We start from the raw sequence: 19944 nt of genomic DNA on the forward strand, positions 1-19944 counted from the left end.
CATGGCCGTCACCGTCCGCGATATCGCGCGCGCCGCCGGGGTGTCGGTCGGCACTGTGTCGCGCGCGCTGAAGGGGCAGCCCGGCCTGACCGAGGCCACCCGCGCCCAGGTCTGCGCCGTCGCCGCCGAACTGGGCTACGACCTGGGCCGGCTGCGCACCAGACCGCTCAAGCGGGTGCTGTTCCTGCTGCATCGCCAGCACAGCGCGCTGTCGACCAACCTGTTCTACTCGCAGGTGCTGCAAGGCGCCGAGGAGGCGTGCCGCGACGCCGGGATGGCGCTGAGCTTTCTGTCGCTGGGGCCCACCGACCCGGTGCTGGAACAGGTGGAACTGCACGCGCCGGACGCGCTGCTGTGCGCCGGCTTCTTCGAGCCGGAACTGCTGCAACTGCTGCGCGACACCAGCTGCCCGCTGGTGCTGATCGACATGTGGGCCGAGGGCCTGCCCAGCGTGAACCCCGACCACCGCCACGGTGGCTGCCAGGCGACGCGCCACCTGTTGGAGCAGGGGCGGCGCCATATCGCCTACCTGTCCGGCTCGCCCGCGCACTACAGCGTGCGCCAGCGCGGCCTGGGCTATCGCCAGGCGCTGTATGACGCCGGCATCCTGGCCGATCCGCAACTGGAAGTGCTGGTGGCCGACGGCGAGGCGCTGGACCAGGACGCCGCCCGCGCCATGCGCGCGCTGCTGGCCCTGCCCACGCCGCCCGACGCGGTGTTCGCCTTCAACGACGCGGCGGCACTGGCGGCCTTGCGCGCCTGCCAGGAGCTGGGCGTGGCGGTGCCGGGCCAGGTGGCCATCGTCGGCTTCGACAACCTTGCCGCCGCCGCGCAGGCCAGCCCGGCGCTGAGCAGCGTGGCGGTGGACAAACCCGGGCTGGGCCGCGCCGGCGTCGCGCGGCTGCTGCACCCCGACGACGGACCGCAGGATGTGGTGATGCCGGTACAACTGGTGGTGCGCGGCAGCAGCGCCTGATCCGCCGTCGCGCGGCTCGACCATTCCGGCCGCGCGACGCACCGGGCTCCCGCCCGTTCATCATCCCCGGCCCTGTTTTTTGCAGGACCGTCCTCACCCGCCCCGACCCCGCCGATCCAGCAACGGCGGGCGCCGCCGGCGCATCTCGCCATTAATCCCACTTCCCGGCGGCAAGCGATGCCCGGGCGCGTTTGACTCATATCAAGTTCCCCAGCGGGCGTGGCAATGAGAATCATGGTCATTAATGACTTCACCGCCCGGAGCCTGTCATGGCCGCCGATCCCGTCCACTTCCCCCTGCCGCTGGCCACGCCCGGCCTGCCGTTGCGCGTGGTGCGCCTGACCGCCGCCGGCAACGCCTGCGAGCGCCTGGCCGGCATGGGCCTCTACCCTGGTTGCGAAGTCCGCCTGATGCAAAGTCAGGGCGGCAATCTGGTGGTGGCCGTGGGCAACAGCCGCCTGGCGCTGGGCCGCGGCCTGGCGCAACAGGTGCTGGTGACGTCGCAAACCGAATCCCAGACTGCGGAGCAACATCCATGAACCTCGATCAGATGAAGGTCGGCCAGCGCGGCCGGGTGCTGGGCTTCGCGCCCGGCGGGCGCGCCTACCGCCAGCGCCTGCTGGCGATGGGCCTCACCCCCGGCACCCTCTTCAGCGTGACCCGGCTGGCGCCGCTGGGCGATCCGGTGGAGATCAACGTGCGCGGCTTCGCGCTGAGCCTGCGCCGCGCCGAGGCGGCATCGCTGAACATCGACCTGGAAGAGGCCGCCGCATGAACGGAAAACCCCTGGTGGTGGCGCTGCTGGGCAATCCCAACTGTGGCAAGACCACGCTGTTCAATGCCCTGACCGGCGCCCGCCAGCGGGTGGGCAACTGGCCCGGCGTGACGGTGGAGCGCAAATCGGGCCAGTTGCGGCACGGCGGCCGCGAGATCGAGGTGATCGACCTGCCCGGCATCTACACCCTGGACAGCCTGGGCGACGACAGCTCGCTGGACGAGGCCATCGCCCGCGACTACGTGCTGTCGCGCGAGGCCGACGTGGTGGTCAACATCCTCGATGCCGCCAACCTGGAGCGCAATCTCTACCTGACCACCCAGTTGCTGGAAATGGACGTGCCGGTGCTGATCGCGCTGAACATGACCGACATGGCCGACGACAAGGGCATCGTCATCGACCTGGACGCGCTGGCGCGCGAGACCGGCTGCCCGGTGATCCCGATGGTGGCGGCGCGCAACAAGGGCGTGGGCGCGCTCAAGGACGCGCTGCTCCAGGCCGACGCGCTGCAACCGTCCGCGGCGCGCCCGGCCTATCCGGATACGCTGACGGTCGCGGTCGATCAACTGCGCGCCGTGCTGGCGCAGACGCCGGATGCCGGCTGGCTGGCGTTGAAGGCGCTGGAAGGCGACGCGCTGGCGTTGCGCGGCCTCGGGCCCGATCTGGCCCGGCAGGCCGACGCGCTGCGCCAGCAGGTCGAGGCCGACCTGGGCGACGAGCTGGACATCGTCACCGCCGACGCGCGCTACGCCTTCATCGACCGCCTGGGTCAGGCGGCGGTGCGGCGCAGCGGCAAGCTGTCGCGCACCATGTCGGACCGCATCGACCAGGTGGTACTGAACCGCGTGCTCGGCATCCCCCTGTTCCTGCTGATGATGTATCTGATGTTCATGTTCACCATCAACATCGGCGGCGCCTTCATCGACTTCTTCGACCAGGCCGCCGGCACGCTGCTGGTCGATGGCCTGGGCCACCTGCTCGGCACGCTGGGCGCGCCGCAATGGCTGGTGGTGCTGCTGGCGCAGGGCATCGGCGGCGGCATTCAGACCGTGGCGACCTTTATCCCGGTGATCGGCTGCCTGTTCATCTTCCTGTCCATCCTCGAGGATTCGGGCTACATGGCGCGCGCGGCCTTCGTGATGGATCGCTTCATGCGCGCCATCGGCCTGCCGGGCAAGTCGTTCGTGCCGCTGATCGTCGGCTTCGGCTGCAACGTGCCGGCGGTGATGGCGACCCGCACCCTGGAAAGCCCGCGCGACCGGCTGATGACCATGGCGATGACGCCGTTCATGTCGTGCGGCGCCCGCCTGCCGGTGTACGCGCTGTTCGCCGTGGCGTTCTTTCCCAACGGCGGGCAGAACATCGTGTTCCTGCTCTACCTGATCGGCATCGGCGCCGCCGTGCTGACCGGGCTGGCGCTCAAGCGCACCCTGCTGCCCGGCGAGAACACGCCGTTCATCATGGAACTGCCCAGCTACCACCTGCCGGCGCTCAAGGGCGTGCTGATCCACGCCTGGAGCCGCCTGCGCAGCTTCATCTTCAAGGCCGGGCGCATCATCGTGCCGATGGTGCTGGTGCTGAACGTGCTGAACGCCACCGGCATGGACGGCAGCTTCGGCCACGAGGACACCCAGGATTCGGTGCTGTCGCACATCGGCAAGAGTATCGCCCCGGCGTTCTCGCCGCTGGGCGTGTCGCAGGACAACTGGCCCGCCGCCGTCGGCATCTTCACCGGCGTGCTGGCCAAGGAAGCGGTGGTGGGCACGCTCAACTCGCTGTACGACCAGCTCGACGCCGCCGCCGCGCCGGCCGCCGCCGCGGAAGAAACGCCGTTCGACGTGAGCGCGGGCCTGAAGGGCGCGCTGGCCACCATCCCCGCCAACCTGGGCGACGTGGCCGGCAAGCTGCTGGACCCGCTGGGCATGAAGCTGGGCGAGACCCACGACACCGCGACCGCCGCCGCGGAGCAGGAAGTCTCGGTCGAAACCTTTGGCGCCATGGCGCGACTGTTCGCCACCCCGGCCGCCGCCTTCGCCTACATGTTGCTGGTGCTGCTGTATTTTCCGTGCGTGGCAGTGCTGGGCGCGGTGAACCGCGAGGCCGGCCTGCGCTGGGCGCTGTTCATGGCGGCCTGGGCCAGTGGCTTCGGCTACGGCGTGGCGGTGCTGTTCTATCAACTGGCGACCTTCGGCGCGCATCCGGCATCGTCGCTGGCCTGGATCGTCGGCATCCTGGCATGCGCGGCGCTGGCGCTGGGCGTCATGCATCGCCACGGCCAGCGCCAGCGCTCGGCCCTGCTGGCGGGCATCCGCCTGGGAGAAGTGGCATGACTCCGAGCGATATCCGGCAATACCTGCGCGAGCGTGGCCAGGCCAGCCTGGCCGATCTGGCGGCGCACTTCGACGCCGAGCCCGACGCCGTCCGCGACGTGATCGCCCACTGGGTCCGCAAGGGCCGGGTGAGCGAGATCGGCGGAGCCAGCTGCGGCAAGAGCTGCTGCGGCTGCGGCACCACCGCCAGCGTCGCCTACCGCTGGCACGAAGCGGGCGAGGAAGTCATCCCGATCGCCCCGCCTCCATCGCATACGGGCTGCGGGGGGCATTGAGTGTTGGGGGTTGGGAAAACCAACCCCAAATCTTGAAACACAGAGGGCACGGAGAACACGGAGTTTCACGGAGAAAACCAAAGGCCGATCCGGCATTGCGCTAGCCATAGTGAGCGCCTTTCTCCCGGTTTTCTCTGTGCTCTCTGTGTCCTCTGTGTTTCAAGATTTGGGGTTTAGGCGCAGGCAAAACAAAAACGGCCCAGCATTGCTGCTGGGCCGTTCTGATCTGGCGTCCCCACGGGGATTCGAACCCCGGTAGTCACCGTGAAAGGGTGGTGTCCTAGGCCTCTAGACGATGGGGACGAGGCGCGCTGTCGATACTGCATGACAACGTGACGAAAAAGTGGCGCACCCGGAGCGATTCGAACGCCCGACCCTCTGGTTCGTAGCCAGATACTCTATCCAACTGAGCTACGGGTGCGCGGTGCTTCTCCTAAGTCTTTGATTTTTAATCAAAATCGCAAACCGGAGAAAAGGCATTCTACGCATTTGCCGCGGCTGGCGCAAGCCCCACGGCGAACCTTCTTCAAACACGGCGTGCGGCAGCCCGACCCGATCCACCGATGGGTGCCAGGCCGTAGAATGCGCGGCATGCCGAAACGCCTCCTGCCCTGGTCCGCGCCCCGCCCGTTCGACGCCGGCGAGCGCGCCGCGCTGCTGCGCCGCCTGTCCGACCTCGACGCGGGTTCGCCGCGGCAATGGCTGTGGCTGGAACTGGCGGCGGGCACCGCCACCGGCGAAACGCCGCGCACCCGCCGCATCGGCCGCCTGCTGGCGCTGGGCGGCCCCTGGCTGGCCTGGCGCCGGCTGCGCGCCGCCGGCCTGCCGGGGCTGACGCTGTATGCGCGGCAGATCGGCCTGCTGCGGGCGCGGCTGCGGCATATCCGCCAGGACGGGCTGCTCTGCGTGCTATGCCTGCCGGCGTTGCTGGCCGGCTTCGAGCGGCTGCCCGCCACCCAGGCCATGGCCGCCTGGCTGGTGGCGCTGTGCGGGCTGGTGTGGCAGGCGTGGCGCCAGCCGGGTGCGCCTGCGACCTCCCTTCCGCCCGATGAAGGCGACGGCGAGGAAGAATTGCCCGGCCCCGAAGCCTCGCTCGGGCTGGCCGGGATGCTGATCGGCGCCGGCCAGTCGCCGCTGGCCGCGCAACGGCTGGTGACACAACTGCGCGCCGCGCCCGACGCCACCTTGCCGGCGCTGCTGGCCGCCCTGCCCGCGCTGGCGCCCGCGCCGCCCACCCGCGCCACCCGCCGCTGGCTGGCCGCGCTGCACTGGCTGACCGCCACACTGCCGCCGGCCTGGCTGCTCGGCGCACTGCCCGCACCGTGGGGCCTGGGTGCGGCAGTGGCCTACGGCGTGCTGCTGGCGGCCAAGGCCAGCCGGGGCACGGCGTTGCTGGTGGCGGTGGCGACGTTGCTGGCACATGCGCTGGGCCGGCTGGGGCACTGGTTGTAACCCCGTCCAGTCCACCCAACGCTACGAGGCAGAAGCCGGAGGGTCTTCCCTATCCATCGTCAAGCCGGCACGAGCATTTTGCATGCGGAAAATCCTGGCAATCAGGATGACAGTAATCAGATTCAATGAAATATCCAAAATCCCCGCCCCGGTCTCCAATTTACACAGGAAAGCAAAATCCTCAATAGACGTGGCATTCAGCATAAGACGCATAACGCCATAATTCAGTAACCCCATAGTCAAATACAATCCCCACCACCATGCAACAAGCGGCGAAACCGATTGATAAATCCACCCCACTGATGTGGCACTTGTCTTCCAAAGTTCGCACATTGCCTGGTAAGGCTTCCAGAGGCTGGCTATTGGCACGAAGTACCAACCGACCGACCAGCCAGGCGTATAGCGCATGCCCAATGCACCGAGCGATCTCGCCCCCAGGTTCGCGCGATGAATCCATTTCAACACCAGGACAGCCGACACTAAAAACACCGCCACCTGCGACAAATCCAATATCAATTCAAATTGACCGCCCCAATAGATAGCGGCCGCAGCTTCCAATGATCCGCCCCCTTCGCGCACCAGATCCCTCAGCGCGATACATTTGAATCCATTCGTTATCGAGGCCATCGCAATCAAAGTAACTTGCACGGCCACGATCATCCCCACCGCCCTGGTCAATCCGGCCAAATTGAAAAAGCCTTCGTGCTCTCGTTGCACCGCCCCCTCCTTTTCCGTGACATTGGTTTCGTGACTGATTCCGCCATCGCACCATGCCCTGACGCCCGCTTCATGCCTTTGCGCCAGCACAAGCCCCCGCCGCACCGGCGGCGCTGGCGCCGGGCCGCGCCGTGCTAAAATCCCGCGTCATTTCAACCTACCCACAGCAGGAACTCGCATCATGGCCGGCCATAGCAAATGGGCGAATATTCAACACCGCAAGGGGCGTCAGGACGCCAAGCGCGGGCAGATCTTCACGCGGTTGATCAAGGAGATCACCGTGGCCGCCAAGATGGGCGGCGGTGACATCAACATGAATCCGCGCCTGCGGCTGGCCGTGGACAAGGCCCTGGCCGCCAACATGCCCAAGGACAACATCAGCCGCGCCGTCGATCGCGGTTCGGGCAATCTGGAAGGCGTGGACTACGTCGAAACCCGCTACGAGGGCTACGGCATCGGCGGCGCGGCGGTGATGGTCGATTGCCTGACCGACAACAAGACCCGCACCGTGGCCGACGTGCGCCACGCGTTCTCCAAGTACGGCGGCAACATGGGCACCGACGGCTGCGTGTCGTTCCAGTTCAAGCACTGCGGCTACCTGATCTTCGCGCCCGGCACCAGCGAGGACGCGCTGATGGAAGCGGCGCTGGAAGCCGGCGCCGAGGACGTGGTGACCAACGAGGACGGCTCGATCGAGGTGATCACCCCGCCGTACGAGTTCGTCGGCATCCGCGAGGCGCTGGAAGCCGCCGGCTTCAAGGCCGAGATGGGCGAGGTCAGCATGAAGCCGCAGGCCGAAACCGAGCTGGTCGGCGACGACGCGACAAAGATGCAGAAGCTGCTGGACGCGCTGGAGTCGCTGGACGACGTGCAGGACGTGTACACCACGGCGGTAATGGACGAGGAATGACCGACTCGCCACAGCCGATCAGGCGCCCCGAGGGGCGCCTTTTTCATGGCTGCGCGCGCAGCGCCTCCAGCGCGCGATAGGCCGGCATCGCCCAGCGTTCCACCGCTTCGACCAGCTCGTCGGGGGCCTCGGTGCGCTTGCCGGCGGTGTCGTGCTCGAACGGCGCCTGCGGCCGCTTGGCATGGTGCGACGCGCGCGCCAGCAGTGCGTCCCGCGCGTCCTCCGGCACGCCGAACACGTCGGCCAGACGCCCGGTCAATGCTTGTGGCAGTTCGACGTAGTTCACCGGGATCAGCCTGCCTGCCTCGCACTGCGCCAGACCGGCCTCCAACAGCCGGGCGACCGTCAGGGCGATGAACTCAGCGCGCGGCAGCGCCGCCGTCTCGTCCGACGCCAACGCCAGCGGCGTCGGGCCGATCAGCCCCGGCACCAGGTGCCGCCCCGGCTGGCGCAGATGCGACACGGCGATTTCCAGCGGGTCGCGGTAGAGATAAATGGCCGGCACCTGCGGGAACGCCGCCTGCAACGCCTCGGCCTCGAAGATGTTCCAGGCGTCGAGCTTGACCACCACGCATCGCTCGCCGCCGCGCCGCAATTGTCCCAGCGCCGACAGCAGGTCGCGCAGCGCGCCGGTCTGCGCCGCGGCGAATGCCGGATCGCGATACGGCGCGCGCAACAGCGCGTCCAGCGGCGGCGGCTCGGCGTAGACGGCGTGGCTGTCCAGCGCGCCCAGCATGCGGGTCAACAGGGTGGAGCCGCAGCGCGAGGCGTGATGGATCAGGGCCCGCAACGGTGCGCCGGGGCTGGCCTCGCGCCAGCGCGCCAGCTCCGCCAGCGGGGTGCGGCAACGCAACGCCTGGTTGAACGGCCGGCGCAACATGGCCTCGATGCTGTCCTGGAAAAACGGCTCGCTCAGCGGAGTGTCGCCGAACCACGCCCAATCGACCTGCCAGCCGTCGCCGGCGACGGGCCAGGCGCGGATTGGCAGCCAGTCGCGGTAATCCATCATGCCCGCCATTGTTCGTTCCAGTCGCGTCGCCCCTGGCGCATCGCGGCGCGCAGATCGTCGGCGTTCAGGCGCAGGCCGTGGCCGGCGGCCAGCGGCAATACCGCATCGATGAAAGCGTCGGCCTGCTCCAGCGCCGCCAGACGCGCCGTCAGCGCCCGGTCGGCGTGGATCAGGCGGCGCAGCTGTGCCAGCTCGCGGGCGGCGCGCGACGGCCGCGCCGCCGGGGTGTCGGACAGACCGGCGACGATGGCGTCGGACAGCCAGTCACAACGCGCGACGTCGACCACCAGATGCACCCGCTCCCGGTCGCTGTCGTTGTCCACCCGGTGCGGCCGCGACAGGTCGAGCATCCAGCATTCGCCCTCGGCCATCGGCACCGCTTCGCCGTCGAGCACGAACTCGACCTGCGGATGGGTCCGCAATGGCACGTGCAGGCGCACGTCGCCGTCGGGCGCGCCCAGGTCGGGATCGCGGTGCTCCAGGATGCGCGCGCCCGCGCCCAGCGCCAGCAGGCGGGCGCTGCGGATCGGTGCTTCGATGCGCGCCAGCACCGCCCGCCACGCCGGAAAGCGCGCCAGCCACGGCGTGGCGACAACCGTATCCAATCGCCCGGGCGGCGCCAGCGGCGTCAGCGCCTCGGCCGGGGCGATCAGCGCCACGCCGCGCCATTCGCCCTGATAGTGGCCGGTGTTGAAATGCCGCGCCCAGGCTTCGGCCGGCAGACAGTCCAGCAGCGCGCCCAGCGCGGCGGCGTCGAAGCGGGGTGGCAGCCGCGCGTAGCGCGGCAACGGTTCGGACAGGGACATCGGCGACAGTGGCGTTAGAATGGCGACGCCGAATTCTAGACGCGCGCGATGCAGCTACCCAATTCCATTTCGTTATCAGCAACGCCGGGCCAGGGCGCGGTGCTGCTGTTCACCGGCCTGCCGGGCGCCGGCAAGTCGACGCTGTCGCAGCGCCTGCATGCCCACCTGGTCGCCCAAGGCCATGCGACCGCGCTGCTCGACGGCGACGTGCTGCGGCGCGGCCTGTGCGCCGACCTGGGGTTTTCCGAGGCGGACCGCGACGAGAACGTGCGCCGCGCCGCCGAGGTGGCCCGGCTGATGGCGGCCAATGGGCTGGTGGTGCTGCTGGCGTTGATTGCGCCGCTGGCGCGCCAGCGCGCGCTGCTGCGCGAGCGGGTCGGGGCGCCGTTCCTGGAGGTGTGGTGCGCCGCGCCGCTGGCGGCGTGCGAGGCGCGCGACCCCAAGGGACTGTACGCCCGCGCCCGCGCCGGTACGCTGCCGGGCCTGACCGGCGTCGATGCGCCCTACGAGACGCCGCAGCAACCCGAACTGGCGCTGCCGACCGACCGCCTCGACCAGGACGCCTGCCTGCAACAGCTGCTGGCGCTGCTGGCGCAGCATCTGCCACATCTGGCCGGGCCGGCGCGGCGGCCATGAAAAAGCCCCGCCGAGGCGGGGCTGGTCGCGGCATGACGACTCAGGGTTCGAGCACGTACAGGCCGGGCGCGGCATCCAGCGCGGGATGCTTGCGACTGGCGATCTTCGGCTTTACCTGCTCGCCTGCACGCGGGCGCAGCCATTCCACCCAGCTGGGCCACCAGGAGCCCGGCTGCTTCGACAGCCCGGCCTTCCAGGCTTCATCCACCTCGCCCTGCTGCACGGGGCCCTGCCAGTAGCTGCGCTTGGAGTCGGGGCGCGGCGGGTTGACGATGCCGAGGATGTGGCCGGAGGTGGACAGCGTGAAGGTCACCGGCGCGCTCACGCGCTCGGTCAGCTTCCAGGTCTGCTTCCACGGGGCGATGTGGTCTTCCTCGGTGCTGACCATGAACAGTGGCGAGCCGATGCGACCCAGGTCGATGGGCTGGCCGGCGATGGTCAGCACGTCGGGCTGGATCAGGCGGTTGTGGAAGTAGAACTCGCGCAGGTAGTAGCAGTGCATGCGCTCGGGCATGCGGGTGGCGTCCATGTTCCAGTAGAGCACGTCGAACGGCATCGGCGTCTCGCCCAGCAGGTAGTTGCCCACCCAGTAGTTCCACACCAGGCTGTTGGCGCGCAGCATGCGGAAGCTGGCGGCCATTTCCTTGCCGTCCAGGTAGCCCTTGCGATGGATGGTGTTCTCGACGAAGGCCAGCCCTTCTTCGTCCAGGAACACTTCGATGTCGCCCGGCCAGGAGAAATCGGTGAGCGAGGTCAGCAGCGTGGCGCTGGCGATGCGTTGCTGCTCCTGGCCTTGCTTGGCCAGCCATGCCAGGTAGGTGGCGACCAGCGTGCCGCCGATGCAGTAACCGACCAGGTTGACCTGCTCGCTGCCGGAGATCTCGCGCGCCACATCGACGATGCGCGCCACGCCTTCGGTCAGGTAGTCGTCGAAGGCGACGTCGCGCGCTTCGGTGCCGGGGTTCTTCCAACTGGTGATGAAGACCGAGAAGCCCTGGTCGACCAGGAACTTGACCATGCTCTTCCTGGCATCCAGGTCGAGCACGTAGAACTTGTTGATCCACGGCGAGACGATGACGATCGGCACCTGATGCACGGTCGGCGTGGTCGCTTCGTAGTGGATCACTTCCAGCAGCTCGCCCCGATAGACCACCGAGCCGGGCGTGGTGCCCAGGTTCTCGCCCACCTTGAAGGCGGACATGTCGGTCATGGCGATGTCGCCGCGTGCCGTGTCGCGGGCGAAATTGAGGAAGCCCTGGTAGACGCTGTCGCCACGGGTGGCCAGCGCCTTGGCCATCGCCACCGGATTGAGGAAGAAGTAGTTGGTCGGCGCAATGGCGTTCAGGTACTGCCGCAGCCAGAACGCCGCGCGCGCGCGGTCGTGTTCGTTCAGTTCCGGCGTGGCGTAGAGCGCATCCTGCAACCAGCGGGTGTTGAACAGGTACCACTCCTTGACCATGTCCCAGTAGGGCGAGTCGCGCCAGATGGCGTCGGCGAAACGGGTGTCCTCGGGGTTTGGCACGAAGGGATCGTTTTCCGACAGGCCGGTCGCGCGGCTGGCGGCGGCATTGCACCAGCGCAGGTAGTCGTTGCCCCAATCGCCGAGCGTGGCGGCCAACTGGTCGGGGTGCGACAGCCAGGCGCGCTGGGCATCGAAGGTGGTCTGCATCAGGCCGAACGGATCGAAAGCCTGCCGCAGCTCGTGCTGCATCTTGGTATAGCGGGCCTGCTGTTCGGCAAGAAAGCTGGATTGCGACAAGGTCATGGTTCAGCTCCTGAAAAGCGTTCGAGCCAGATTACGCTGCACTGCAACATGACAGCAAGTTAAAAATCCGGCTTCTTTGATGCCACTTCGACCACCCATTGGTTGGCCTGCGCCAATCGTTCCACCGTGCCCACGTCCAGCCAGCAGCCATCGAAACGCTCGCCACCGACCCGCCCCCGCGCCATCGCGGCAAGGAAACACGGCAGCAGCGGCAATGGCGCATCGGGCGCCACATCGGCGAAGAAACGCGGGTGGTACACGGCGACCCCGCTGAAGGTCAGCGGCGCGTCGTCGGCTTCGCACGGCCGGGCGAGGCCATCGGCCCCCAGCGCCAGATCGCGGCCGGTGGGATAGCCGGCCTTGGGCACCAGCACCAGGTGCGCATCCGCGCGGTCGCCGAGCCGCTGCGCCAGTGTGGGCAGCCTGCTGAAATCGTAGTCCGTGAAAATGTCGCCATTGATCACCGCGAAGGGTTCCGCGCCGAGCAACGGCAGGGCATGGGCGATGCCACCGGCCGATTCCAGCGCCGTGCCCTCGGGCGAATAGCGGATGGTGACGCCCCAGGCGGCGCCATCGCCCAGGCGCGCTTCGACCAGGTGCCCCAGCCAGGCGTGGTTGATCACCACCTCGGTGATGCCCGCCGCCGCCAGCCGGCGCAGGTGCCGGCCGATCAGGGGTTCGCCCCCCACTTCCAGCAGCGGCTTGGGGCAGGTGTCGGTCAGCGGGCGCATGCGTTCGCCGCGCCCGGCGGCAAGGATCATCGCTTTCATCGGGATTCCGGGTAAGTCGCCAGTTGGGACTTTGAACAGGCGCTATGAGCGGCTGACAAAACCCAGCGAAGCGGTCCTGGCAAGAAGCGCGAAACGCAGACAGCAAGTTCAGCTCGGCGCCCCCGCGCGACGCAGCCAGGAGGGTTTTGTCAGTCGCTCTAGAAGGTGTAGCCGACGGTTTCGCGCTCGCCGTGCAGGTCCAGCAACAACCGGCCCAGCGGGGTCAGTTCGCTGTAGCGGCGGCACACGGCCTTGACGTAGCCGAACACGCGCGGGATGTCGGCCAGGTAGCGATCCTTGCCGTCGCGGTGCTTCAGCCGCGCGAACAGGCCCAGCACCTTGAGGTGTCGTTGCAGGCCCTGCCATTCGAAGGCGGCGTAGAACTCTGCGAAATCGGCGTGGACCGGCACCCCGGCAGCGCGCGCGCGCTCCCAGTAGCGGATGGCCAAGTCGAGCACGAAATCCTCGCTCCAGTCGATGTACGCGTCGCGCAGCAACGACACCAGGTCGTAGCTGACGGGGCCCAGCACCGCGTCCTGGAAGTCGAGCACCGCCAGTTCGCCGTCGACCACCATCAGGTTGCGCGAGTGGAAGTCGCGATGCATGAACAGGATGGGCTGCGCCGTGTTGCGCGCGACGATCAGGGCGATGGAACGCTCCCACAGCGCCAGCTGGCGCTCGTCGAGCTGATGCCCCAGGTGCACGCCGATGTACCACTCGCGGCCGATTTCCATCTCGCGTCGCTGGAACGCGGCGTCGAAGGCCGGCAGGTGGGCGCCGTCCAGGCGGCTCTGCATCTGCACCAGCAGGTCGATCGCCTTGAGATACCACTCGCGGGCGCGCTCGGGCGAGGTCAGCAACGGCGTCAGCTCGGCGGTGCCCAGGTCCTCCAGCAATACCAGCCCGCGTGCCGCATCCTGCGCCAGCACGGCCGGCACCCGGATGCCGGCGGCCGCCAGTTCGGCCTGACGCGCCAGGAACGGTGCGGCGTCGAACAGCGCCGGATCGGCGTCCATCACCAGCACGCTGCGCTCGGCGTAGGCGGCCCGCCAGTAGTGGCGCACGCTGGCATCGGAGCCGCCGGATTCCAGCGACAACGGCTCGCTGCCGAGCACTTCGTTCAGCCACGCGACGATCAGCTGGCGGCGGGCTTCAGGCGTTGCGGGGTCAATCACAAGGGTTTGCTGCATGGGGCTTGGGACATTGCGGTAGAATCCGCGAATTCTATCAGTTGCCCGGCCTATGTTCGCTCTCCCGCCGCGCCGACTTTCGGCGATCACGCTCGCCCTGCTGGCTGTCCACGCGTTCGCCGAGGAGACGCCTCCCGAATCGCCGATCCACCTCGAAGCGGACGAGGCCGTCGCCCATTCGCGCACCGAGGCCGAGGCCCACGGCAACGTCGTCATCCAGCGCGACACCACCGAAGTGCGCTCCGAATGGGCGCAGTACAACTCGGAAACCGACCACCTCAAGGCCGGCGACGCGGTCACCATGACCCGCGAGGGCGACGTGCTGACCGGCAACAGCCTCGACTACTACATCAACGCCAACCGCGGCACGCTGGAGAACCCGGACTACCACGTGGCCCAGGGCGTGGCGCGCGCCGATGCGGTCAAGCTGCTGTTCGACGGGCCCGACCGCTACAAGATGCGCACCGCGCGCTTCACCACCTGCCCGGTCGGGCGGGACGACTGGTACCTGCACGCCAGCACGCTGTCGCTGGACTACGCCAACAACGTCGGCATGGCGTACAACGGCTGGATCCAGTTCTACGGCGTGCCCATCCTGTATTCGCCGTGGATGAACTTCCCGCTGTCGGGCAACCGCCAGACCGGCTTCCTCGCGCCGTCGGTGAGTTTCGACAACCGCAACGGCATCGACCTCCAGACGCCGTTCTACTGGAACATCGCGCCGAACTACGACGCCACCTTCTACCCGCGCTACCTTGCCGACCGCGGCACCATGCTGGGGGCCGAGTTCCGTTACCTGCAACCGTCGTACAGCGGCCAGATCCGCGCCGACCGCATCAGCGACCACAAGGATGAACAGGATCGCTACAGCATCGCCTTCCTGCACCAGCAGCAACTGCTGCCGAGGCTGTCGATGTACGCCCAGGTGCAGAAGGTGTCGGACGACGATTACTTCAACGATTTCGGCGACCAGGTGGCCGCCGCGTCGCAGACCAACCTGCCGCGCGAGCTGACCTTCAACTACGCCGGCAACGGCTGGAGCGGCCTGGCGCGCTGGCAGCGCTACCAGACGCTGCAAAGCGAAAGCGACCCGGTCGACATCCCTTACGCGCGGCTGCCGCAGCTCTACTACGCCAGCTCGCCGCAGTGGATCAAGGGCGCCAACATCAGCATCACCAGCGAATACGTCGACTTCAGCCACCCGACCAAGGTCGACGGCCAGCGGATGTGGATCAACCCGACCATCACCTATCCGTTGGTGCAAAGGCCCTACGCCTTCGTCAAACCCAAGATCGGCGTGCACGCCAGCTATTACTCGCTCAACGACAGCGAAACGGTCGAGGGCGAGAACAGCAGCCGGGTGCTGCCCACCTTCAGCCTGGATTCCGGCCTGATCTTCGAGCGCGACGACACCTTCAACGGCCAGGCGTATACCCAGACGCTGGAGCCGCGCGCCTACTACGTCTACATCCCGTACAAGGATCAGTCGAACCTGCCGAACTTCGATTCGGCGCTGACCGACTTCTCGCTGGCGCAGATCTTTTCGGAGAACCGCTTCTCCGGCAACGACCGCATCAACGACGCCAACCAGATCACCCTGGCGCTGACCACCCGTTTCTTCGATGGCGACACCGGCGAGGAGCGCTTCAACGCCACCGTCGGCCAGCGCTTCTACTTCCAGGACCAGCGCGTCACCCTGGATGCGTACGAGAAGCCGTCCACCGCCCAGGAGTCGGATCTGCTGATCACCTTCGGCGGCCGGCTGTGGCGCAACTTCGTCGCCAACTATGCGCTGCAATACAACCTGAAGGAACAGGTCACCGCGCGCGCCGACGCCGGCATCGGCTGGTCGCCGGGCGAAGGCCGCGCCTTCAACCTGCGCTATGTGGTGAACCGCAACGTCAGCCCGATCATCGAACAGTTCGATATCTCCGGGCAGTGGCCGCTGACCCGCAACTGGTACGGCGTGGCGCGGTACAACTACTCGCTGAAGGACAGCCGCTCGTTGGAAGCGCTGGCGGGGCTTGAGTACAATGCGGGCTGCTGGGCGCTGCGCCTGGCCGCGCAGCGTTACATCAACGACGACAGCGACACTGATCCCGATCAAGAGAAGTACACCGTCACCTATTTCGCCATGCTGGAACTGGGCGGGCTCGTCGGCCTGGGTAGCAACCCGGTCAGCACGCTGCGCCAATCCATCCCCGGTTACACCGACATGCTGACCACCAACTCGATCCGATGATGCCCATGAAGCTGCTCCAATCCATCTTCTCCGCCCTGGCCCTGTGCCTGGTCACGCTGGCCGCGTCGGCCCAGGTCGTCACCGTCGATCGCGTGGTGGCCGTCGTCAACCGGGGCGCCATCACCGTGGGCGAACTCGACGCGCGCATCGCCTCGGTGAAGCGCAACCTGCAAGGCAAGAACGTGCAGTTGCCGCCCGACGACGTGCTGCGCCAGCAGGTGCTCGACCGGATGATCCTGGACCAGATCCAGATCCAGTACGCCAACCAGATCGGCATCCGCGTGGACGACGCCCAGCTGGAGCGCGCCATCTCGCGCATCGCCGAGCAGAACAAGCTGTCGATGCCCGAATTCCGCGCCAAGCTGGAGCAAAGCGGCCTGACCTGGAAGTCGTTCCGCGAGGACATCCGCAACGAGATCACCATGGCCCGGCTGCGCGAGCGCGAGATCGACAACAAGATCTTCGTCTCCGACAGCGAAGTGGACGACTACCTCAAGCTGAACGCCGGCAAGGAAGAGCAGGAATTCCAGCTGTCGCAGATCATGGTGACGGTGCCGGAGAACGCCTCCGCCGACCAGATCCAGGCCCGCCGCGCGCGCATCGTCGCCGCGCGTCAGGAGTTGGCCGACGGCAAATCGTTCCCCGCGGTGGCCGCCCAGTACTCCGACAGCAAGGAAGCCATCAACGGCGGTTCGCTCGGCTGGCGCCAGTCCGGCAGCCTGCCGCCGGCGATGCTGCAATTGCTGAACGACCTGAAGGTCGGCCAGATCACCGAGATCATCCGCAGCCCGCTGGGCTTCCACCTGTTCCGCCTGGACGACAAGCGCGAGGCCAATCGCCGCGAAATCGTCGAACAGACCCACGCCCGCCACATCCTGATCAAGACCAGCGAGCTGGTGTCCGAGGCCGATGCCCGACAGAAGCTGCAACAGTTGCGCGACCGCATCGTCGCCGGCGCTTCGTTCACCGACGTGGCGCGCGGCTTCTCCGAGGACGGCAGCGCCAGCAACGGCGGCGACCTGGGCTGGGTCAACCCCGGCGAGACGGTGCCCGAATTCGAGCAGGCGATGAATGCGCTCAAGCCCGGCGAAGTCAGCCCCATCGTGCGCACCCCGTTCGGCGTCCACCTGATCCAGGTGCTGGAACGCCGCAAGCAGGACGTGACCGAAGAGCGCGAACGCTTCCGGGTGCGCATGGCGATCAAGCAACGCAAGGCCGACGAGGCGTTCGACGACTGGCTGCGCCAGGCGCGCGACCGCGCCTACGTCAACGTCCGCCTGAACGACGATTGATGCGCCCTGCCCTCGCCCTGACCACCGGCGAGCCCGCCGGCATCGGCCCCGAGATCTCGGCCGCCCTGGCGGCGGCCAAACACGGCGCGCGACTGGTGCTGCTGGGTGACCGGAGCCTGCTGGCCGAGCGCGCCCGGGCCGTCGGGGCGACGGCCGACTGGCCGGATTTCGATCCGGCGCGCGACGACGACGTTGCCATCCTGCACCTGCCGCTGGCCGCGCCCTCCCTGCCCGGCCGGCTCGATCCGGCCAATGCCGCTTATGTATTGCAACTGCTGGACCGCGCCGTCGACGGCTGCCGCGACGGCACCTTCGCCGCCATCGTCACCGCGCCGATCCACAAGGGCGTGATCAACGACGCCGGCGTCGCCGACGGCTTTTTCTTCGGCCACACCGAATACCTGGCGGCCCGCACCGGGACCGAGCAGGTGGTGATGCTGCTGACCGGCGGCGGCCTGCGCGTGGCGCTGGCCACCACCCACCTGCCGCTGGCCGAGGTCCCGGCCGCCATCACCCAGGCGTCGCTGAGCCGCACCCTGCGCATCCTGCACGCCGATCTGAAGACCAAGTTCGGCCTGGCGGACCCGCGCATCCTGGTCGCCGGGCTCAACCCGCACGCCGGCGAGAACGGCCACCTGGGCCGGGAAGAGATCGAGGTCATCGAACCCACGCTGGACGCGTTGCGCGCCGAGGGCCTGACGCTGATCGGCCCGCTGCCCGCCGACACGCTGTTCAACCGCAAACAGCTGGAGCAGGGCGACGCCGTGCTGGCGATGTACCATGACCAGGGCCTGCCGGTGCTGAAATTCGCCAGCTTCGGCCACGGCATCAACGTCACCCTCGGCCTGCCGCTGATCCGCACCTCGGTCGATCACGGCACCGCGCTCGACCTGGCCGGCAGCGGCAAGGCCGACCCGGGCAGCCTGGCAGCCGCCGTGGCGCTGGCGCAGGAACTGGTCCAGGCCGCCGCCCGCCCCTCTCATTGACCGCCATGGCACATATCCCGCGCAAACGTTTCGGCCAGAACTTCCTGCAGGACCAGGGCGTGATCGCCGATATCGTCAACGCCGTCGATCCGCATCCGGGCGACGCGCTGGTCGAGATCGGCCCCGGCCTCGCCGCGCTGACCGCGCCGCTGATCGCGCGTGCCGGCCGCCTGCACGCGGTGGAGATCGACCGCGACATCGTCGCTCACCTGTCGCAGCGCTACAGCGACGACGAACTGGTCATCCACAACGTCGACGCGCTGAAGTTCGACTTCGGCCAGCTCGCCGACGAGATCGCCGCCGGCGGCAAGCTGCGGCTGGTCGGCAATCTGCCGTACAACATCTCGACACCGCTGCTGTTCCACCTGGCCAGCTTCTCCCCGCGCATCGCCGACATGCACTTCATGTTGCAGAAGGAAGTGGTCGATCGCATGGTCGCCGAGCCGTCGACGCCCGACTACGGGCGGCTGTCGGTGATGCTGCAACTGCGCTTCTACATGGAACGGGTGATCGACGTGCCGCCGGGCGCGTTCTACCCGCCGCCCAAGGTGGATTCGGCGGTGGTGCGCCTGCTGCCGTGGCCCGAACCGCGCTACGTGGTGCACGACCTGGGCCGGCTGGAGGATCTGGTGGTGGCCGCCTTCGCCCAGCGCCGCAAGACGCTGCGCAACAACCTCAAGGGCATCGTCGACGACGCGCTGTTCAGCACCCTGGGCATCAACCCCGGCCTGCGCCCGGAAAACCTGGAAGTCGGCCAGTTCGTCGCGCTGGCCAATGCGCTGGAGCACGGCGTGGCACGCGCCTAGCGCGCACGGCAAGCGGCGCAATGCCTGCGCGCGGCGCTGCCGCCGCGCCGTGGTGATGAATGCCGGTTCTCGCCGCTCGCCCTGCCGCCTCGGGGATTTCCCGCCTTGCGCAGCGGCGCGCCAGCCGCCCACACTGCGGCAATCCAAGGCGAGACCCCTCCCATGATCCGCTTCAACAACGTCAACAAGTGGTACGGCCGCGAGCACCACGTGCTCAAGAACATCAATCTCAAGGTGAACGCCGGCGAGGTGGTGGTGGTCTGCGGGCCGTCCGGCTCGGGCAAATCCACCCTGATCCGCACCATCAACCAGCTCGAACCGATCGAACAGGGCGAGATCTGGGTGGACGAGGTGCAGGTGAACAACCCGCGCACCAACATCAACCGCCTGCGCGAGGAAGTCGGCTTCGTCTTCCAGCACTTCAATCTCTACCCGCACCTGTCGGTGCTGGACAACATCACGCTGGCACCGATCAAGGTGAAGAAGCTCGCGCCCGAGGCCGCGCGCGAACGGGCGCTGGAACTGCTCGTCCGGGTCGGCCTGGAGCACAAGCGCGACGCCTATCCATCCAATCTTTCCGGCGGCCAGCAGCAGCGCGTGGCCATTGCGCGCGGGCTGGCGATGCAGCCCAAAGTGATGTTGTTCGACGAGCCCACCAGCGCGCTCGATCCGGAAATGATCGGCGAGGTATTGCAGGTGATGCAGGATCTGGCCAAGTCCGGCATGACCATGATGGTGGTCACCCACGAAATGGGCTTCGCCCGCGAAGTGGCCGACCGGGTGATCTTCCTCGACCACGGCGAAATCCTCGAGGACACCCAGCCCGAGTGGTTCTTCACCCGTCCGCAGCACGAGCGCTCGCGTCAGTTCCTGCGCCAGGTTCTGGCGCCAATGCACGGCTGATCGGCCAAAAATAGCCGACATTGTCCGAAATTCGGCGATGTTGCTTTGCCGCGCCCGCTAGGGATATCACTGAGAGCAGGGGGTGGCCACCCTGCCTATACTAG

19 protein-coding genes and 2 tRNA genes are annotated in these 19944 nt (G+C 67.7%); 13 read left to right on the forward strand and 8 right to left on the reverse strand.

The features are described from left to right. The first annotated feature begins 1 nt into the window (after position 1). The 5 genes from C556_RS0109890 to C556_RS22245 all read left to right on the forward strand — a co-directional run bounded on the left by C556_RS0109890 (position 2) and on the right by C556_RS22245 (position 4356). The gene (locus C556_RS0109890) at positions 2-976 is read left to right on the forward strand and encodes a LacI family DNA-binding transcriptional regulator (protein WP_018748091.1); all 975 of its coding nucleotides are present in this window, start codon (positions 2-4) and stop codon (positions 974-976) included. 269 nt (positions 977-1245) lie between these two features. Further along, positions 1246-1515, forward strand: a complete 270-nt coding sequence (locus tag C556_RS20005) for a FeoA family protein (protein WP_018748092.1) — start codon at positions 1246-1248, stop codon at positions 1513-1515. Next, on the forward strand, positions 1512-1751 hold the full coding sequence (locus tag C556_RS0109900) for a FeoA family protein (protein ID WP_018748093.1): 240 nt from the start codon (positions 1512-1514) through the stop codon (positions 1749-1751). Before C556_RS20005 ends, C556_RS0109900 begins: the two co-directional genes overlap by 4 nt. Beyond that, a complete protein-coding gene (gene feoB, locus C556_RS0109905; RefSeq protein ID WP_018748094.1) occupies positions 1748-4081 on the forward strand; it encodes a Fe(2+) transporter permease subunit FeoB in 2334 nt (777 codons plus the stop codon). Before C556_RS0109900 ends, feoB begins: the two co-directional genes overlap by 4 nt. Beyond that, positions 4078-4356 carry a FeoC-like transcriptional regulator gene (locus C556_RS22245; RefSeq protein ID WP_018748095.1) on the forward strand — a complete coding sequence of 93 codons (279 nt, stop codon included), beginning with the start codon at positions 4078-4080 and terminating at the stop codon, positions 4354-4356. The genes feoB and C556_RS22245 overlap by 4 nt, the downstream gene beginning before the upstream one ends. A gap of 227 nt (positions 4357-4583) precedes the next feature. On the opposite strand, the gene C556_RS0109915 is transcribed toward C556_RS22245, so the two are convergent. Beyond that, positions 4584-4659: transfer RNA gene (locus tag C556_RS0109915), tRNA-Glu, on the reverse strand. A gap of 41 nt (positions 4660-4700) precedes the next feature. Continuing rightward, positions 4701-4777, reverse strand: a tRNA-Arg gene (locus tag C556_RS0109920). A 170-nt stretch (positions 4778-4947) separates the two neighbouring features. Between C556_RS0109920 and C556_RS0109925 the strand changes: the two genes are divergently transcribed. Next, on the forward strand, positions 4948-5808 hold the full coding sequence (locus C556_RS0109925; protein ID WP_018748096.1) for a hypothetical protein: 861 nt from the start codon (positions 4948-4950) through the stop codon (positions 5806-5808). 21 nt (positions 5809-5829) lie between these two features. Here C556_RS0109925 and C556_RS21635 read toward each other — a convergent pair whose 3' ends face one another. Then, positions 5830-6525 carry a DUF4328 domain-containing protein gene (locus C556_RS21635; protein ID WP_018748097.1) on the reverse strand — a complete coding sequence of 232 codons (696 nt, stop codon included), beginning with the start codon at positions 6523-6525 and terminating at the stop codon, positions 5830-5832. Between the two features lie 181 nt (positions 6526-6706). On the opposite strand from C556_RS21635, the gene C556_RS0109935 reads away from it, so the two are divergent. After that, the gene (locus C556_RS0109935; RefSeq protein ID WP_018748098.1) at positions 6707-7435 is read left to right on the forward strand and encodes a YebC/PmpR family DNA-binding transcriptional regulator; all 729 of its coding nucleotides are present in this window, start codon (positions 6707-6709) and stop codon (positions 7433-7435) included. Positions 7436-7478: 43 nt separating this feature from the next. Here the strand turns inward: C556_RS0109935 and C556_RS0109940 are convergent, their stop codons facing one another. Further along, positions 7479-8453, reverse strand: coding sequence for a sulfotransferase family protein (locus C556_RS0109940; RefSeq protein ID WP_018748099.1), 975 nt, complete (start codon positions 8451-8453; stop codon positions 7479-7481). Then, positions 8441-9250, reverse strand: coding sequence for an aspartyl/asparaginyl beta-hydroxylase domain-containing protein (locus C556_RS0109945; protein ID WP_018748100.1), 810 nt, complete (start codon positions 9248-9250; stop codon positions 8441-8443). Before C556_RS0109945 ends, C556_RS0109940 begins: the two co-directional genes overlap by 13 nt. Before the next feature lie 48 nt (positions 9251-9298). On the opposite strand from C556_RS0109945, the gene cysC reads away from it, so the two are divergent. Next, positions 9299-9886 carry an adenylyl-sulfate kinase gene (cysC, locus tag C556_RS0109950; protein ID WP_026262975.1) on the forward strand — a complete coding sequence of 196 codons (588 nt, stop codon included), beginning with the start codon at positions 9299-9301 and terminating at the stop codon, positions 9884-9886. Between the two features lie 40 nt (positions 9887-9926). On the opposite strand, the gene C556_RS0109955 is transcribed toward cysC, so the two are convergent. From C556_RS0109955 to C556_RS0109965, 3 genes are all read right to left on the reverse strand, one after another. Beyond that, positions 9927-11651 (reverse strand): PHA/PHB synthase family protein, encoded by a 1725-nt coding sequence (locus tag C556_RS0109955; RefSeq protein WP_018748102.1) that lies wholly within the window; start codon positions 11649-11651, stop codon positions 9927-9929. Between the two features lie 59 nt (positions 11652-11710). Beyond that, positions 11711-12421 (reverse strand): N-acetylmuramate alpha-1-phosphate uridylyltransferase MurU, encoded by a 711-nt coding sequence (murU, locus tag C556_RS0109960; RefSeq protein WP_018748103.1) that lies wholly within the window; start codon positions 12419-12421, stop codon positions 11711-11713. A gap of 158 nt (positions 12422-12579) precedes the next feature. Continuing rightward, positions 12580-13596 (reverse strand): aminoglycoside phosphotransferase family protein, encoded by a 1017-nt coding sequence (locus C556_RS0109965; RefSeq protein ID WP_026262976.1) that lies wholly within the window; start codon positions 13594-13596, stop codon positions 12580-12582. Between the two features lie 67 nt (positions 13597-13663). Here C556_RS0109965 and C556_RS0109970 point away from each other — a divergent pair, with 67 nt between their 5' ends. From C556_RS0109970 to C556_RS0109990, 5 genes are all read left to right on the forward strand, one after another. After that, a complete protein-coding gene (locus tag C556_RS0109970; RefSeq protein WP_018748105.1) occupies positions 13664-15853 on the forward strand; it encodes an LPS-assembly protein LptD in 2190 nt (729 codons plus the stop codon). A 5-nt stretch (positions 15854-15858) separates the two neighbouring features. Beyond that, the gene (locus C556_RS0109975; RefSeq protein ID WP_157236077.1) at positions 15859-17145 is read left to right on the forward strand and encodes a peptidylprolyl isomerase; all 1287 of its coding nucleotides are present in this window, start codon (positions 15859-15861) and stop codon (positions 17143-17145) included. After that, a complete protein-coding gene (gene pdxA / locus C556_RS0109980) occupies positions 17145-18131 on the forward strand; it encodes a 4-hydroxythreonine-4-phosphate dehydrogenase PdxA (RefSeq protein ID WP_018748107.1) in 987 nt (328 codons plus the stop codon). Before C556_RS0109975 ends, pdxA begins: the two co-directional genes overlap by 1 nt. 5 nt (positions 18132-18136) lie before the next feature. After that, on the forward strand, positions 18137-18937 hold the full coding sequence (rsmA, locus tag C556_RS0109985; protein WP_040431017.1) for a 16S rRNA (adenine(1518)-N(6)/adenine(1519)-N(6))-dimethyltransferase RsmA: 801 nt from the start codon (positions 18137-18139) through the stop codon (positions 18935-18937). Between the two features lie 162 nt (positions 18938-19099). After that, a complete protein-coding gene (locus tag C556_RS0109990; protein ID WP_018748109.1) occupies positions 19100-19840 on the forward strand; it encodes an amino acid ABC transporter ATP-binding protein in 741 nt (246 codons plus the stop codon). Positions 19841-19944 lie beyond the last annotated feature (104 nt).

It is taken from the genome of Chitiniphilus shinanonensis DSM 23277 (assembly GCF_000374805.1).
In the GTDB taxonomy this organism is placed as follows: domain Bacteria; phylum Pseudomonadota; class Gammaproteobacteria; order Burkholderiales; family Chitinibacteraceae; genus Chitiniphilus; species Chitiniphilus shinanonensis.

Bases quoted from the DNA above. Each gene is read 5' to 3' on its own strand.
- C556_RS22245 (WP_018748095.1), top strand. From the start codon at position 4,078: ATGACTCCGAGCGATATCCGGCAATACCTGCGCGAGCGTGGCCAGGCC.
- rsmA (WP_040431017.1), top strand. From the start codon at position 18,137: ATGGCACATATCCCGCGCAAACGTTTCGGCCAGAACTTCCTGCAGGAC.
- cysC (WP_026262975.1), top strand. From the start codon at position 9,299: ATGCAGCTACCCAATTCCATTTCGTTATCAGCAACGCCGGGCCAGGGC.
- C556_RS0109900 (WP_018748093.1), top strand. From the start codon at position 1,512: ATGAACCTCGATCAGATGAAGGTCGGCCAGCGCGGCCGGGTGCTGGGC.
- C556_RS0109890 (WP_018748091.1), top strand. From the start codon at position 2: ATGGCCGTCACCGTCCGCGATATCGCGCGCGCCGCCGGGGTGTCGGTC.
- pdxA (WP_018748107.1), top strand. From the start codon at position 17,145: ATGCGCCCTGCCCTCGCCCTGACCACCGGCGAGCCCGCCGGCATCGGC.
- C556_RS0109935 (WP_018748098.1), top strand. From the start codon at position 6,707: ATGGCCGGCCATAGCAAATGGGCGAATATTCAACACCGCAAGGGGCGT.
- C556_RS0109945 (WP_018748100.1), bottom strand. From the start codon at position 9,250: ATGTCCCTGTCCGAACCGTTGCCGCGCTACGCGCGGCTGCCACCCCGC.
- feoB (WP_018748094.1), top strand. From the start codon at position 1,748: ATGAACGGAAAACCCCTGGTGGTGGCGCTGCTGGGCAATCCCAACTGT.
- C556_RS0109975 (WP_157236077.1), top strand. From the start codon at position 15,859: ATGAAGCTGCTCCAATCCATCTTCTCCGCCCTGGCCCTGTGCCTGGTC.
- C556_RS0109955 (WP_018748102.1), bottom strand. From the start codon at position 11,651: ATGACCTTGTCGCAATCCAGCTTTCTTGCCGAACAGCAGGCCCGCTAT.
- murU (WP_018748103.1), bottom strand. From the start codon at position 12,421: ATGAAAGCGATGATCCTTGCCGCCGGGCGCGGCGAACGCATGCGCCCG.
- C556_RS0109940 (WP_018748099.1), bottom strand. From the start codon at position 8,453: ATGGCGGGCATGATGGATTACCGCGACTGGCTGCCAATCCGCGCCTGG.
- C556_RS0109970 (WP_018748105.1), top strand. From the start codon at position 13,664: ATGTTCGCTCTCCCGCCGCGCCGACTTTCGGCGATCACGCTCGCCCTG.
- C556_RS20005 (WP_018748092.1), top strand. From the start codon at position 1,246: ATGGCCGCCGATCCCGTCCACTTCCCCCTGCCGCTGGCCACGCCCGGC.
- C556_RS0109925 (WP_018748096.1), top strand. From the start codon at position 4,948: ATGCCGAAACGCCTCCTGCCCTGGTCCGCGCCCCGCCCGTTCGACGCC.
- C556_RS0109990 (WP_018748109.1), top strand. From the start codon at position 19,100: ATGATCCGCTTCAACAACGTCAACAAGTGGTACGGCCGCGAGCACCAC.